Origin of the sequence: Arthrobacter sp. UKPF54-2, from assembly GCF_007858535.1 — a bacterium.
Lineage (GTDB): Bacteria > Actinomycetota > Actinomycetes > Actinomycetales > Micrococcaceae > Arthrobacter.
Genome location: NZ_CP040174.1, coordinates 1,166,176 through 1,180,642, shown reverse-complemented (window position 1 = coordinate 1,180,642; position 14,467 = coordinate 1,166,176). Strand labels below are relative to the sequence as shown.

Annotated in this window: 12 protein-coding genes and 2 tRNA genes; 12 read left to right on the top strand and 2 right to left on the bottom strand. The window is 65.7% G+C overall.

Going from position 1 to position 14,467, the window contains the following annotated elements:
• Nucleotides 1-48: 48 nt before the first annotated feature.
• From gnd to E7Y32_RS05285, 10 genes are all read left to right on the top strand, one after another.
• Nucleotides 49-933, top strand: coding sequence for a phosphogluconate dehydrogenase (NAD(+)-dependent, decarboxylating) (gene gnd / locus E7Y32_RS05325; protein ID WP_146336215.1), 885 nt, complete (start codon nucleotides 49-51; stop codon nucleotides 931-933).
• A 22-nt stretch (nucleotides 934-955) separates the two neighbouring features.
• Complete coding sequence (gene recF / locus E7Y32_RS05320) at nucleotides 956-2,173, top strand: DNA replication/repair protein RecF (RefSeq protein WP_146336214.1); 1,218 nt, start codon at nucleotides 956-958, stop codon at nucleotides 2,171-2,173.
• On the top strand, nucleotides 2,170-2,727 hold the full coding sequence (locus tag E7Y32_RS05315) for a DUF721 domain-containing protein (RefSeq protein ID WP_146336213.1): 558 nt from the start codon (nucleotides 2,170-2,172) through the stop codon (nucleotides 2,725-2,727). The genes recF and E7Y32_RS05315 overlap by 4 nt, the downstream gene beginning before the upstream one ends.
• 408 nt (nucleotides 2,728-3,135) lie before the next feature.
• The gene (gene gyrB / locus E7Y32_RS05310; RefSeq protein ID WP_146336212.1) at nucleotides 3,136-5,223 is read left to right on the top strand and encodes a DNA topoisomerase (ATP-hydrolyzing) subunit B; all 2,088 of its coding nucleotides are present in this window, start codon (nucleotides 3,136-3,138) and stop codon (nucleotides 5,221-5,223) included.
• Between the two features lie 57 nt (nucleotides 5,224-5,280).
• The gene (gyrA, locus tag E7Y32_RS05305; protein ID WP_146336211.1) at nucleotides 5,281-7,989 is read left to right on the top strand and encodes a DNA gyrase subunit A; all 2,709 of its coding nucleotides are present in this window, start codon (nucleotides 5,281-5,283) and stop codon (nucleotides 7,987-7,989) included.
• Entirely contained in the window at nucleotides 7,986-8,606 is a 621-nt protein-coding gene (locus tag E7Y32_RS05300) for a DUF3566 domain-containing protein (protein WP_146336210.1), read from the top strand. Before gyrA ends, E7Y32_RS05300 begins: the two co-directional genes overlap by 4 nt.
• Before the next feature lie 98 nt (nucleotides 8,607-8,704).
• Nucleotides 8,705-8,778, top strand: a tRNA-Ile gene (locus tag E7Y32_RS05295).
• A 32-nt stretch (nucleotides 8,779-8,810) separates the two neighbouring features.
• Complete coding sequence (locus tag E7Y32_RS16330; RefSeq protein ID WP_175322972.1) at nucleotides 8,811-8,954, top strand: DLW-39 family protein; 144 nt, start codon at nucleotides 8,811-8,813, stop codon at nucleotides 8,952-8,954.
• Between the two features lie 71 nt (nucleotides 8,955-9,025).
• A tRNA-Ala gene (locus tag E7Y32_RS05290) sits at nucleotides 9,026-9,101 on the top strand.
• A 123-nt stretch (nucleotides 9,102-9,224) separates the two neighbouring features.
• Nucleotides 9,225-10,139, top strand: coding sequence for a DMT family transporter (locus tag E7Y32_RS05285; RefSeq protein WP_146336209.1), 915 nt, complete (start codon nucleotides 9,225-9,227; stop codon nucleotides 10,137-10,139).
• Nucleotides 10,140-10,168: 29 nt separating this feature from the next.
• Here E7Y32_RS05285 and E7Y32_RS05280 read toward each other — a convergent pair whose 3' ends face one another.
• Together E7Y32_RS05280 and E7Y32_RS05275 are read right to left on the bottom strand one after the other, a co-directional pair.
• On the bottom strand, nucleotides 10,169-11,044 hold the full coding sequence (locus E7Y32_RS05280) for a glycosyltransferase family 2 protein (protein ID WP_146336208.1): 876 nt from the start codon (nucleotides 11,042-11,044) through the stop codon (nucleotides 10,169-10,171).
• A 161-nt stretch (nucleotides 11,045-11,205) separates the two neighbouring features.
• Complete coding sequence (locus E7Y32_RS05275; RefSeq protein WP_146336207.1) at nucleotides 11,206-12,144, bottom strand: hypothetical protein; 939 nt, start codon at nucleotides 12,142-12,144, stop codon at nucleotides 11,206-11,208.
• Nucleotides 12,145-12,299: 155 nt separating this feature from the next.
• Here E7Y32_RS05275 and E7Y32_RS05270 point away from each other — a divergent pair, with 155 nt between their 5' ends.
• Both E7Y32_RS05270 and E7Y32_RS05265 read left to right on the top strand, forming a co-directional pair.
• On the top strand, nucleotides 12,300-12,845 hold the full coding sequence (locus E7Y32_RS05270; RefSeq protein WP_146336206.1) for a peptidylprolyl isomerase: 546 nt from the start codon (nucleotides 12,300-12,302) through the stop codon (nucleotides 12,843-12,845).
• An 8-nt stretch (nucleotides 12,846-12,853) separates the two neighbouring features.
• Nucleotides 12,854-13,747: a rhomboid family intramembrane serine protease gene (locus E7Y32_RS05265; protein ID WP_146336205.1), complete on the top strand. Its 894-nt coding sequence runs from the start codon at nucleotides 12,854-12,856 to the stop codon at nucleotides 13,745-13,747.
• The last annotated feature ends 720 nt before the right edge of the window (nucleotides 13,748-14,467 follow it).

Here is a 14,467-nt window from a genome sequence, read left to right as displayed (position 1 = left end):
GGGCCCCAAACGACAACCGAAATCCCAGCGCAGAAAAGAGTTCACACCGTGCACATCGGACTGATCGGCCTCGGAAAAATGGGTTTCAACATGCGCGAGCGGCTGCGCAAGGGTGGAATCGAAGTCACCGGCTACGACCGCAACCCGGATGTCAGCGACGTCGCCAGTGTTGACGAGCTGATCGCCGCCGTGCCTGCGCCCCGGCTCATCTGGGTCATGGTCCCGGCAGGCGAGGTCACCGACGCCGTGATCACCGAACTCGGCAGCAAGCTCGACGCCGGCGACCTCGTGATTGACGGTGGAAACTCGCGCTTCACCGAAGACCAGAAGCACGCCGCCACGCTGGCTGAACTAGGTATCCGCTTCGCTGACTGTGGTGTGTCCGGTGGCGTTTGGGGCCTTCAGAACGGCTACGGACTGATGGCCGGCGGCGACGCTGCCGACATCGAACGGGCACTCCCGGTCTTTGACGCACTCCGGCCGGAAGGTGAGCGTGCAGACAGCTTCGTCCACGTGGGCGGCGTTGGCGCCGGCCACTACGCCAAGATGGTGCACAACGGCATCGAATACGGACTGATGCAGGCCTACGCGGAAGGCTACGAACTCCTCGCGGCGAAAGACATCGTCACCGATCTCCCGGGCACTTTCCGGGCCTGGCAGAAGGGCACCGTCGTCCGGTCCTGGCTGCTGGACCTGATGGTCAAGGCCCTCGATGAGGATCCGGGGCTGGAATCGATCGACGACTACGTCGAGGATTCCGGCGAGGGTCGCTGGACCGTGGAGGAAGCGATCGCCAACGCGGTCCCGGCCCCGGCCATCACCGCAGCCCTGTTCGCGCGCTTTTCCTCCCGCGAAGACAGCTCGCCGGCGATGAAGATGGTGTCCGCGCTGCGCCACCAGTTCGGCGGCCACGCCACCCGGCCGGCCAAGTAGTCCCTGGAGTCCTGACACCGGCGTGTACCTAGAACAACTTTCGCTGACGGATTTCCGCAGTTACGCCCAGGTGGACCTCAGCCTGAAACCGGGGGTCACCGTGCTCGTCGGTTCCAACGGCATCGGCAAGACCAACCTGATGGAAGCGATCGGGTACCTCGCCACCCTCAGCTCACACCGCGTCAGCACCGACGCCCCGCTGCTGCGATTTGGCACCGAACGGGCCATGATCCGGGCCAAGCTGGTCCGCGGTGAACAGTCCACGGTGCTGGAACTGGAAATCAATGCCGGCCGCGCGAACCGCGCGCGGATCAACCGCAGCAACCCGGTGCGTGCACGGGACATCCTGGGAATCTGCCAGACCGTGCTCTTCGCGCCGGAAGACCTCGCCCTGGTCAAGGGCGATCCGTCCAACCGGCGCCGTTTCCTGGATGAGCTGCTGGTCAGCCTTGTTCCGCGGCACGCCGCCACCCGCAGCGACTACGACCGGGTGCTGAAGCAACGCAATGCCCTGCTGAAATCGGGCCGGGCCGGCAAATTCACCGCCGGCCATGAGGCAACCCTCGATGTCTGGGACCAACACATGGCCAGGGCCGGCGCCGAGCTCCTGCACGCACGGCTCGAACTGGTCGAACGGCTGCAGCCCCACCTTAACAACGCCTACGCCCAGCTCACCGACGGGTCCAAGGCGGCCGGCGCCGTCTACCGCTCCACCCTGCAGGGGGCGCTTGACGATGACGGCGAATCCTCCGGCGCCGCCGCTGGCGCCGTTCCGGGTGCGGTCCCGGCAGACGGGCTCGAAGACCTCCGCCCGCTGAGTATCGAGGAGCTCACCGAACGTTATGTCCGGGCCTTCGCGGCCTCCCGCCGCAAGGAACTCGAACGCGGCATTTCCCTCGTGGGCCCGCACCGCGACGAACTGGAACTGGTCCTGGGCCAGGCCCCGGCCAAGGGGTACGCCTCGCACGGGGAAACCTGGTCCATGTGCCTGGCGTTACGCCTGGCCTCGTACTACGTGATGCTCGACGATGCACGTACAGGCGGGTCGGCACCGATCCTGATCCTGGACGATGTGTTTGCCGAGCTCGACGTCCAGCGGCGGCGTAAACTGGCTTCAATAGTCTCCGGCGCGGAGCAGGTCCTGGTAACCGCCGCCGTCGAGGACGATATCCCGGCCGAACTGGCCGGACGGCGGGTGAAGGTCATTCCGGGAGGAATTGATGAGCCGGACAAACGATGAATAAGGATACCGACGGCGGCCTGCAGCCGGGCCGCGATCCTGACGACATCGACGCCGCACAGGCCGCGCTGAACCGGATGCGCGACGCCGCCGCGGCCCGCGGGGAAATCCGGCGGAAGGCCCCGCCACGGCCGGGGAGCACACAAAAGCCGGCGCGCAGTGCGGGGACCCGCGGTTTTAGCCAGTTCCACGGCACCGGACGTGATCCGCTGGGGCTCGGCAAGGTGGTGGGCAGGCTGGTGGCCGAACGCGGCTGGAGTTCACCCGTGGCAGTCGGATCGGTCATGGCCCAGTGGCCGGCCCTCGTTGGCCCGGAAATTTCCGCGCACTGCACGCCGGAGAGTTTCACCGACACCACCCTGCATGTGCGCTGCGATTCGACGGCGTGGGCCACCCAGTTGCGCCTGCTGAGTCTGAGCCTGCTGGAGAAATTCCGCGTGGAACTCGGCGACGGCGTCGTGACCAGCATCCAGGTGCTGGGGCCCGCAGCGCCGAGCTGGCGCAAGGGTGCCCGGACGGTCAACGGGCGCGGCCCGCGCGACACCTACGGCTAGTTACCCCGCCACTACCGCCGGGGTATGAAGCACTTCTTCCAAAACTCTTGAAAAAACCGAAAACGCCGTGTAGGGCGCTTTAACGCCCCGGATGCGTACTGGAACCCAGCGGGAGCACCCCTGGGGCCTTGCAGGTGGAGTCAGCGGCCTCTCAGCGGCACTTTACCCGCCGTTTGGGCCCCCAGAATGCGGGATTCCGCTCTATAACACGATAGAATCGTGGTAGATAACTGGGCGCCGGTGAAACGTCGACTGAGTCCGTTTCCGACGCACTTTTTGTGTGCGGAGGCGGGTCCTCGCAGGCGATGCTGCCGGCGCCATCAGTGACGTGCCTGTTGGCGGTAGCCGTTCCTCTCCGGACACGGCGACGGCCGGCCTTCAACGAACATAGAGGAGTCGAAAGCGCCTGTGGCTAACGACAATACAGATTTCCCGGCAACGGACCCAGCAGCGGGAGGCGCCACGGCGGACTTGCCCGCGGAGGCGGCCACGCCGCGCGAATACGGTGCCAGCGACATCACGGTGCTCGAGGGCCTGGAAGCCGTCCGGAAACGCCCGGGCATGTACATCGGTTCCACTGGACCGCGCGGTCTGCACCACCTCGTGTACGAAGTCGTGGACAACTCGGTCGATGAGGCGCTGGCCGGCTACTGCACGCACATCGAGATTGTCCTGACGGCCGACGGCGGCGTCCGGGTGGTCGACAACGGCCGCGGCATCCCGGTGGACATGCACCCCACCGAGCACAAGCCGACCGTTGAAGTCGTCATGACCATCCTGCACGCCGGCGGAAAGTTCGGCGGCGGCGGGTACGCCGTCTCCGGCGGCCTGCACGGCGTTGGCATTTCCGTGGTCAACGCCCTCTCCAGCCGCGTTGACACCGAGGTCCGCCGGCAGGGGCACGTCTGGCGGATGTCCTTCGCCGACGGCGGCAAGCCGCAGGGCGGCCTGGTCAAGGGCGAGGAGACCTCCGAGACCGGGACCACCCAGACGTTCTACCCGGACCCCACCATCTTCGAGACCACGGAATTCGATTTCGAAACGCTGCGGGCCCGCTTCCAGCAGATGGCCTTCCTGAACAAGGGCCTGCGCATCACGCTGACTGACGAGCGCCAGGCCTCCGCTGAACCGTCCGCCGACGGCGACCTGGACCTTGACGTCGTCGAGACCGAGGGCGAAGTTCCTGCCGAGTTCCACACGGTGGTCTACCAGTACAACGACGGCCTGCTGGACTATGTGAAGCACCTGAACTCGGGCAAGAAGGTCGACGTCGTCCACGAGGACGTCATTGCCTTCGAAACCGAGGACACGGAACGGCATATCGCCCTGGAGATGGCGATGCAGTGGACCAACGCGTACTCCGAGAGCGTCCACACCTACGCCAACACCATCAACACCCACGAGGGCGGCACCCACGAAGAGGGTTTCCGCGCCGCGATGACCTCACTCATCAACCGCTATGCGCGGGAGAAGAGCATCATCAAGGAAAAAGACGACAACCTCACCGGTGACGACATCCGCGAAGGCCTGACCGCGGTCATCTCGGTCAAGCTCTCCGAGCCGCAGTTCGAGGGTCAGACCAAGACCAAACTCGGAAACTCCGAGGTCAAGGGCTTTGTCCAGCGGGTGGTCACCGACGGCCTCGGCGACTGGCTGGAACGCAACCCCGGCCCGGCCCGCGACGTCATTCGCAAGGCCATCTCCGCTGCCCAGGCCCGGATGGCCGCCCGGAAGGCCCGCGACAATGCGCGCCGCAAGAGCCCGCTGGAATCCTTTGGCATGCCCGGCAAGCTCTCCGATTGCTCCTCCAAGGATCCGCAGAAGTGCGAGGTCTACATCGTGGAGGGTGACTCGGCCGGCGGTTCGGCCAAGCGCGGACGCAATCCCGAAACCCAGGCCATCCTGCCGCTGCGCGGCAAGATACTGAACGTCGAACGCGCCCGCCTGGACAAGGCGCTCGGCAACGCCGAAGTCCAGTCCATGATCACCGCCTTCGGCACCGGCATTGGCGAGGACTTCGACCTTGCCAAGCTGCGCTACCACAAGATCGTCCTGATGGCCGATGCCGACGTTGACGGCCAGCACATCACCACGCTGCTGATGACCCTGCTGTTCCGCTACATGCGCCCGCTGATCGAGAATGGCTACGTCTACCTCGCGCAGCCCCCGCTGTACCGGATCAAGTGGTCGAACGCGCCGCACGATTACGTCTACAGCGACCGGGAACGCGACGCGAAGCTGGTCTCCGGCCAGGCCGCCGGGCGCCGTATCCCCAAGGACAACGGCATCCAGCGCTACAAGGGCCTCGGCGAGATGGATTACACGGAGCTGTGGGACACCACCATGGATCCGGAACACCGCACCCTGCTTCAGGTCACCATGGACGACGCCCTGGCCGCCGACCAGACCTTCTCCACCCTGATGGGCGAGGACGTTGAATCGCGACGAAACTTCATTCAGCAGAACGCCAAGGACGTTCGGTTCCTGGATATTTAGCGCCTCGGCCCTGAACATTCCTGAACCGATATATACCTGAAACGGAAAACATAGACGATGAGTGACGAAACACCTGAAGTCCCCGACGCATCCGGTGCGGAGCCCGTACTTGAAGGCAACGTTCTTGACACCGATGTGCTGACGGACCGCGTCGAGCAGGTAGACCTGCAGACCGAAATGCAGCGCTCCTACCTCGACTACGCCATGGCCGTGATCGTGGGCCGCGCCCTGCCTGACGTCCGGGACGGTCTTAAGCCCGTTCACCGCCGCGTTCTCTACGCGATGTTCGACGGCGGCTACCGCCCGGAGCGCTCCTTCAACAAGTGCGCCCGCGTGGTCGGCGAAGTCATGGGCCAGTACCACCCGCACGGTGACACCGCGATCTACGACGCCCTGGTCCGCCTGATCCAGGACTGGACCATGCGCTACCCGTTGGCGCTGGGACAGGGCAACTTCGGCTCGCCCGGCAACGACGGCGCCGCCGCACCGCGGTACACCGAAACCAAGATGGCGCCGCTGGCCATGGAAATGGTCCGCGACATCGACGAGGAAACCGTCGACTTCCAGGACAACTACGACGGCAAGAACCAGGAACCCACCATCCTGCCGGCGCGGTTCCCGAACCTTTTGGTCAACGGCTCCTCCGGCATCGCCGTCGGCATGGCCACCAACATCCCGCCGCACAACCTCCGCGAAGTCGCCGACGGTGTGCAGTGGTACCTGGCCAACCCGACCGCCAGCCGCGAAGAACTGCTCGAAGAGCTGATCCAGCGCATCAAGGGACCCGACTTCCCTACCGGCGCCACGATCCTGGGCCACAAGGGCATCGAAGACGCCTACCGGACCGGCCGCGGCTCCATCACCATGCGCGCCGTCGTCAACGTCGAGGAGCTCCAGGGCCGCACCTGCCTGGTGGTCACCGAACTGCCGTACCAGGCCAACCCGGACAACCTGGCGATCAAGATTGCCGAACTCGTCAAGGACGGCAAGATCTCCGGCATCGCCGACCTCCGCGATGAGACCTCCGGCCGCACCGGCCAGCGCCTGGTCATTGTGCTCAAGCGCGATGCCGTCGCCAAGGTGGTGCTGAACAACCTCTACAAGCACACCCAGCTGCAGGACAACTTCGCTGCGAACATGCTGGCCATTGTGGACGGTGTGCCGCGCACGCTGAGCCTCGATGCCTTCATCCGGCACTGGGTCACGCACCAGATGGACGTCATTGCGCGCCGGACCCGCTACCGCCTCCGCAAGGCCGAGGAGGAGGCGCACATCCTGCGCGCCCTGCTCAAGGCCCTCGATGCCCTCGATGAGGTCATCGCCCTGATCCGGGCCTCGAGCACCACCGACGCCGCCCGCGAGGGCCTGATGGAGCTGCTGGAGATCGATGACCTCCAGGCCAAGGCCATCCTGGACATGCAGCTGCGCCGGCTCGCCGCCCTGGAACGCCAGAAGATCCAGGACCGCCATGCCGAACTGGAGGCACTGATCGCCGAGTACAACGCGATCCTGGCCTCCGAAGAGCGGCAGCGCGAGATCATCAGCACCGAACTCGGCGAGATCGTGGCCAAGCACGGCGATGACCGCCGCACCAAGGTCCTGCTGGGCTTCGACGGCGACATGTCAATCGAGGACCTGATCCCCGAAGAGGAAATGGTCGTCACCATTACCCGCGGCGGCTACGTCAAGCGCACCCGCAGCGACAACTACCGCTCGCAGCAGCGCGGCGGCAAGGGCATCAAGGGCGCCCAGCTGCGCGGCGACGACGTCGTCGAGCATTTCTTTGTGACCACCACCCACCACTGGCTCCTGTTCTTTACCAACCTCGGGCGGGTGTACCGGGCCAAGGCGTACGAGCTCGTGGAAGCCGGACGCGACGCCAAGGGCCAGCACGTGGCGAACCTGATGGCCTTCCAGCCGGACGAGCACATCGCCCAGGTGCTGGACCTGCGGGATTACCAGCAGTCGCCGTACCTGGTGCTGGCCACCAAGCGCGGCCTGGTGAAAAAGACGCGCCTGGAGGACTACGACACCAACCGGTCCGCGGGCGTGATCGCCATCAACCTGCGCGACGGCGACGAACTTGTTTCCGCCCAGCTAGTGTCCGAGACCGATGACCTGATGCTGGTATCCCGCAAGGGCCAGTCGATCCGGTTCACGGCGACGGACGAGGCCTTGCGCCCGATGGGACGGGCAACGTCGGGTGTGACCGGCATGAAGTTCCGCGAGGATGACGAACTGCTGGCGGCCGACGTCGTGCAGGACGGCTCATTCGTCTTCATTGTCACCGAAGGTGGCTTCGCCAAACGGACCGCCGTGGAGGAGTACCGTCTCCAGGGCCGCGGCGGCCTTGGCATCAAGGTCGGCAAGTACCAGGAAGAACGCGGCCACCTCGTTGGTGCCCTGATCGTCCAGGAAGAGGACGAGGTTCTGGTGGTCATGGAAGGCGGCAAGGTGGTCCGGTCCTCGGTGGCCGGCGTTCCGGCCAAGGGCCGCGACACCATGGGCGTGATCTTCGCCAAGCCGGACAAGAACGACCGCATCATCGCGGTGGCCCGGAACAGTGAGCGCGGCCTCGAGACCGAGGAAACTGACCTCGAAAGCGGCGCTGAAAGTCCGGCCACGGAGCAGGATGACGTAACGTTGGCTGGAGAAACCGGATCACGCGAGGGGTCCGCAGAGACAGAATCAGTACCGGCCCCGGAGTCAGATGAGTCATCAGGCCATGCCGAGCTGGACGAAGACAACACCGGAGGTAACGCGTGAGTAATTCCGACTCATATCCCAAGTCGAGCAGCGGTCCTGGCGGCACGCGCCCGCCCGCTGCCGCCCCGCGGGTGAACGCCCCGTCGCGTCCGCAACAGCGCCCGGGCGTCGTCGGATCCGCTCAGCGCCCCTCAGCGCCCGGCCAGCGTCCCGCGGCACCCGGCCAGCGGCCGGCAGTGCCGGGACAGCGCCCCGAGGCCCCGGGCCAGCGGCCCGGCCAGCCGAACCTCGTCAAGCCGGCTCCGAAGGCCAAAGTCCGCCGCGCGCGCCTGCTGGTCAGCAAGGTGGACCCCTGGTCCGTGCTCAAGATGGCCTTCCTGCTGTCCGTTGCGCTCGGCATCGTCACCGTCGTCGCTGCGATCGTGCTCTGGACCGTCCTGGACCTGACCGGCATCTTCGACCAAGTCGACGGCCTGCTCGGAACCCTGGCCGGCTCCGAGAGCGGCGGCTTTGAGCTGAAGAAGGTTGCCTCCCTCGGCCAGGTGGCCTCCTTCGCCGTGATCATCGCGGTGATCAACGTGGTGCTGCTGACCGCTCTGTCGATGCTCTCGGCTGTGCTCTACAACATCGCGGCCACCCTCGTGGGCGGCATCGGTGTCACCCTCACGGACGACTAAACCCCCTACTTTTCCCCGGGAATCCCCGGGGAAATGCCTCGATTTGAGATCGGGTCGGGATGTGCTGTAAAGTCATATCTCGGCCCGATGAGGCATCGGGGCGTATAGCTCAGGCGGTTAGAGCGCTTCGCTGATAACGAAGAGGTCCCAGGTTCAAGTCCTGGTACGCCCACGGAACCTGTACTGGTTTCTGTAAAGGTCCACGTGAAACTGGACCGGAACGGGGTGCATGTGAAGAAGTTGCTGGTAGTCGCAGCTACGATCGCAGGCGTCCTGCTCTACAGGAAAGTGCAGGAATCCGAAGCCCGGAAGGCAGTCTGGAGCGAATCGACCGACACGGTTGATTAGCCCGGATCCCCGGCAGGAAAGCTGGAAACGGCGCTCCGGCACGGGGGTATGATTGACGGGTTGCTTCTTATGGGGGCATGGCGCAATTGGTAGCGCACCTGCTTTGCAAGCAGGGGGTTCGGGGTTCGAGTCCCCGTGCCTCCACCATAGGAAAAGGTCCCGGCCAGCGGAAACGTTGCCCGGGACCTTTTGCGTTGTACCCGGAAGGATCCCCTCGTCATGGGACCGCTTGGGACAATGACAGGGCCTTCTGCCCACTACTGTTGAAGCGTGAACTTCTTCCTCGCCGCGCTGGGGGTGCTGGGCGTTGCCTCGTCCGGGCCGCTGATCGCCGCCACCCTGGGCGCCACCTCCGTCAGCGCCCTCGCGATCGCGTTCTGGCGCAACGCGATCGGAGCGGTGGTCATGGCCGGGCCGGTGTTGGTCCGGCAGCCCCGCCAGTTCGGCCGGGTCACCGGCAGCGAGTTCCGCTGGTCCCTCGCCGCAGCGGTCGCGCTGGCATTGCACTTCGCCTGCTTCATCACTTCCCTGCAACTGACCTCGGTGGCCGCGGCCACCGCCCTCGTGTGCCTCCAGTCGGGCTGGATTGCCGTTTTCCAGCTCTTCCGCGGCGTCCGGCACCGCTGGCAGGTCCTCGCCGGCCTCAGCCTCGCATTCGGCGGCGTTGTGGCCATCACCGGCTTCGACATGGGTAGCTCCCCGGAGGCCCTGGTCGGGGACCTCCTCGCCGTCGCCGGCGGCGTGCTGGCCGGCATCTACACGCTGGCCGGCGGCAAGGCCCGGCAGAGCATGGGCACCGGGGTCTACACCACACTCTGCTACGGCATGTGCGCGGCCGTCGTCGCTGTGATGGCCCTCGCCGCCGGGCAGCCGCTGGCGGGCTTCGAGGCGTCCGGCTGGCTGGGAATCCTCGCCATCACGGTCTGCGCCCAGCTGGTGGGCCACACGGCGTTCAACCACCTGCTCGCCACGATGAGTCCGCTGCTGGTCTCGATGATCATTCTGCTGGAGATCCCGGGCGCGGCGCTGCTGGCGGCGGCGTTCCTGGGCGAGACCCTCCCCGCGGGCACGTACGCCGGGCTGGGCATGATCCTGGTGGGACTCGCCGTCGTGGTGATGGGCCAGCGGCGCTCCCGTGCGGTGCGGCGCAGCGCCGCCCGGCTCGCGGAGCTGGGAACGGACTGACGACGACGGCGGCGGGCGCCGCCGGGGCCCTACTGGCCGCCGCGCCGGGCCGGCTGGGCCGTGTTGACGGTGTGGATGGCGCGCAGCAGCTTGGCCGGGAAGTAGACCGAGAAGAAGACGACCATTGGTGCCTTCAGCGCCATCTTCTTGACGTTGTGCGCCTTGTACGTCCGGTCGAACCGCGTCACGTAGTAGCGGTAGTCGCGTGGTGAGTCCTCGAGCCGGCGAGCCGACATGCCGGACACCATCTGCGGCCAGTACTGGATTCGGAGCTCGTGGTCCGCGAGGTGCAGCGAGAGGTCGATGTCCTCGTGCATCTCGTCCTTCTCGTCCCGGCACGTCTCCAGCCGGATCGTCTCCCAGGCTGAACGGCGCAGGGCCATGTTGGAGCCGAAGAGAAAGTGGTACTGGTGCTTTGCCAGCTTGAGCATAAGCTGACGCATCTTGTCGTCCGCCTTAAGGCCAAAACGACGCATCGGCATGTCGTAGTAGACGACGGGACCGGTGGCCGCGTGCACGGCCGGGTCCGCGAAGGCTTTCTGGACCTGTTCCACCCAGTCCGGCTCCAGCACGGAGTCAGCGTCGATCCTGCCGAGGATGTCCCCGGTGGCGTGGTCCAGGCCGAAATTGCGCGTTGGGATGAGGCCCTGGTCCTTGTCCTGGCTGAGCAGGATGATCGGGCTCTCCGGGTATTCCAACTGCATCTGCCGAACGATCTCCGCCGTGCGGTCCTTGGACATGTTGTCCACCACGATGATCTCGTGGGCGGGGACGGACTGGTAGACGGCGGCAATCAAGCACTGCCGGATAACACTTTCCTCGTTGTATGCCGGAATGACGATGGAGACGGCCGGAGGCAGTTCAGCATCGCGCAGGGTATCCGCAGAGGATTTTTCGGGTGACATCCCCCCAAATTTAGCACCTGACCCGCCGACGGAGGCTGTTGGCGGGGCCCGCACCGCGGGAAGGGCGGGGCCGGGGAGGGCAGAAGCGAATGCGGTTAGACCAAAGGGAGGGATCCCGCCGGTGGCGGAATCCCTCCCTGATGGTTGGTGCTGTGCGGCGGCTACTTCGCCTTGTTCTCGCCGTTCAGGCTCGAGGCGATGTTCCGTACCGCGGTTTTGGCGTCGGTGGCAACCTTTGTGGAGGTGTCGCCGGACGTGGCAGCCACCTCGTCGGCGGCGTCCGCCGAGGCCTCGGCAGCCTTGTCGGCGGCCTTGACGGTGGCGTCAGCGGCGTCGTCGGCCGTGTCCTTCACAGCTTCCTTCACGTCGGTAACCGTGGTGGCCGGGACCGGTGCCGGAGTTGCTGGCGTGACGGGGGCCGGGGTCTTCCACGGGTCCTCGATCGGCTTGGAGGCCTTCCAGGCTGCGACGCCGGCGGCCACGGCGGCGGCGATGACGCCGAAGATGAGGAAACCGCGGTGCTTCGGCTTCTGCTGCTTGGCAACCTCGCCCGTAACAGCACGGCTGGCTTCAGCGGCGGCGGCCTTGAGCTGCTGCCCGGCGGTCTGCGCCTGCTCCTGGATGTTGTGGACAACACCGGAGTCAACGAGCCGCTGTGCCACGGCGTCCACGTGCGCCGGGGCGCCCTCAAGGGTGCGGTGCACGGCCTCGGAGGCGTGGCCGATCTGGTCCGAGAGCTTGGGCAGGTACTCGACGACGACGCGGTCGCGGGCGTTGGCGATCACCGGGGTGGCCTTGTCCAGGGCCTCGTGCAGCCGCGGGGTGGCGCTCTCGACGGCGTCGTGGATCTTGGGCGCCAGCTGGGCCAGGCCGTCCTGGATCCGCGGGGTGACGGTGGCAACGCCGCCGGCCAGGTTGTGGGCCGCCGACTTCAGGCCCTCCTGGATCTTGGGAGAAGCGGTGTCCAGACCCTGCTGCAGACGGGGGACGGCCCAGTCGACTGCTGCTTCAACCCGCGGGGCTGCCCAGTCCTTGGCGTTCTCTACTGCGGTGCTGACTGACTGCTCCAGCTCACGGGCAATACGATCCGTTTTCTTCACAACTACCTCCCGATTAATGTGACGGTTCTGCTGTTAGCCTACGTGTCCGGGACCCCACCGGCCATTATTCGGCCTGATTTGGCCCCGATTTCACCCAGCGCGGAACTGACTGCCCGGCCCTGTACGTGCGGACATGCCGTGGAAGAATAGGGCCTATGACTGCCAACGCAACCGCAAAAGCCACTATCCACACGAGCCTCGGCGACATCGTCGTGAACCTCTTCGGCAACCACGCGCCGAAGACCGTCGACAACTTCGTCGGCCTGGCGACCGGTGAAAAGGCCTGGACCCACCCGGAATCCGGCGAGGACAAGACCGGCACGCCGCTCTACAACGGCACCATCTTCCACCGCATCATCAAGGACTTTATGATCCAGGCCGGCGACCCGCTGGGCCGCGGCATCGGTGGACCGGGCTACAAGTTCGATGACGAAATCCACCCGGAGCTCACCTTCAACGAGCCCTACAAGCTGGCCATGGCCAACGCCGGCATCCAGATGGGCCGGGGCACCAACGGATCCCAGTTCTTCATCACCACCATCCCCACCGGCTGGCTGCAGGGCAAGCACAGCATCTTCGGCGAGGTGGCGGACGAGGAGTCCAAGAAGGTCGTCGACGCCATCGAGGGCGTCCGCACCGGAATGGGCGACCGCCCGGTCGAGGACGTTGTTATCAACAGCATTGACGTAGAAAAGCTCTAGCCCAGGCCATGAGCTACGGAATTCCGGCGGCAGAGCCGTCCGCGGAGATCCCGGTATGCCCCCGGCACCCGGACCGCCCCGCCTATGTGCGGTGCCAGCGGTGCGGGCGCCCGGCGTGCCCCGATTGCCAGCGGGCGGCCGCCGTCGGATTCCAGTGCGTTGACTGTGTCAACGAAACAAAACGTACGACGCCGACGCCGCGCTCGGTTTACGGCGGCGCCGCCGCCGTAGGGAGGCCCCTGGTCACCTTGGGGATCATCGCGGCCTGTGCGTTGCTGTACGTGCTGCAGTGGGTGGTTCCGAACGACGGGATTTACCAGAACTTCGCATTCGCCACCGTGTACGCTTCCCCGGAGTACGGAGGGTTCGAGCCCTGGCGCATGCTGACGTCGGCTTTCCTCCATTCCCAGGGCTTCATCCTCCACATCGTGCTAAACATGTACATGCTGTGGATGTTCGGCCAGGCGCTGGAACCCCTCCTCGGGCGCATCCGCTTCCTGGCCCTGTATTTGCTATCCGCCGTCGGCGGCTCCGTCGGCTATCTGCTGCTGACGCCGGGCTACGTCCCGGGCCAGCCCCTGACCGGTGTTGTGGGCGCTTCCGGAGCCATCTTCGGTCTCTTCGGCGCCATGCTGGTGGTCCAGCGCCACCGCGGCGGCGACACCAGGCAACTCTGGGTACTCATCGCCATCAACGGAGTCATTGGCTTTGTGGTCCCGCAGATCGCCTGGCAGGCCCATCTTGGCGGCCTGGTCACCGGGGCCCTGTGTGCTGCCGTGCTCGCCTACACACCTCGCGGCCCCCGCCAGGGACTGCTGCAGGCCGCCGGACTGGCCCTGGTGGTGTGCCTGCTCATTGCGGCCACCGCCCTGCGGGTCGCCGCCACCGCCCTCCCGGCCTAACCACCCCCGGCCGGGCTCGCCTCCCGCGCCCCGCTCACCCGCTTCCTTCGCCGATCCCCACTCCCACCCGTCAGTTTCCGCGACGGATTCGGACCGTCGCGGCCTGGGACCGGGGTGCGCTGGTCCGAAACCGCAGCGTTTTTCGGGATCCGGCGCGCACTCGGTTCTGGGCTCTGCTGACGCTTTTCCACAGGGGTTATCCACATTGTTGGTAACTTACACGCCTGTAGTTCAGTCGGGGAGGAAGGATCTGAGGGCCACAGCTGGCAAATTCGCTGAATGACGCCGCGGGTCTCTCCACATCTGTGGATAACTTTCCTGCTCGGCCCTGTGGTTAAGTGGACAACTTCGCGGTGCACTGACGGGGCCTCGGGAACGCTGGGACCGGGGGAAATCCAGGAACGCATATAAGTCTCTCGGTCCCCAGGTAAGCGCAGCGGGTGCTCGGCACGTCATTCGCCGCCCCAGGTAGATCCGGCGGCCGCCGCTACCTCCGCGCGGCCCCGGACGGGCCTCTTGCACCGTCCTGCAGCCACAGTACGCGGATCCTTTTATCTGATTTCAACGGAGTTATACACAGCCTTTTTCACAGTGTTAATAACTTGATCCTCTAACTACTGCCGAAAATCCCTGACATTGCAGGGTTCCCGGTAACCGGCCTAGCCGCTCCGGTGCACAGTTGTCCCCAGCTGTGGATAACTTGTGGGCACAACTCCGTCT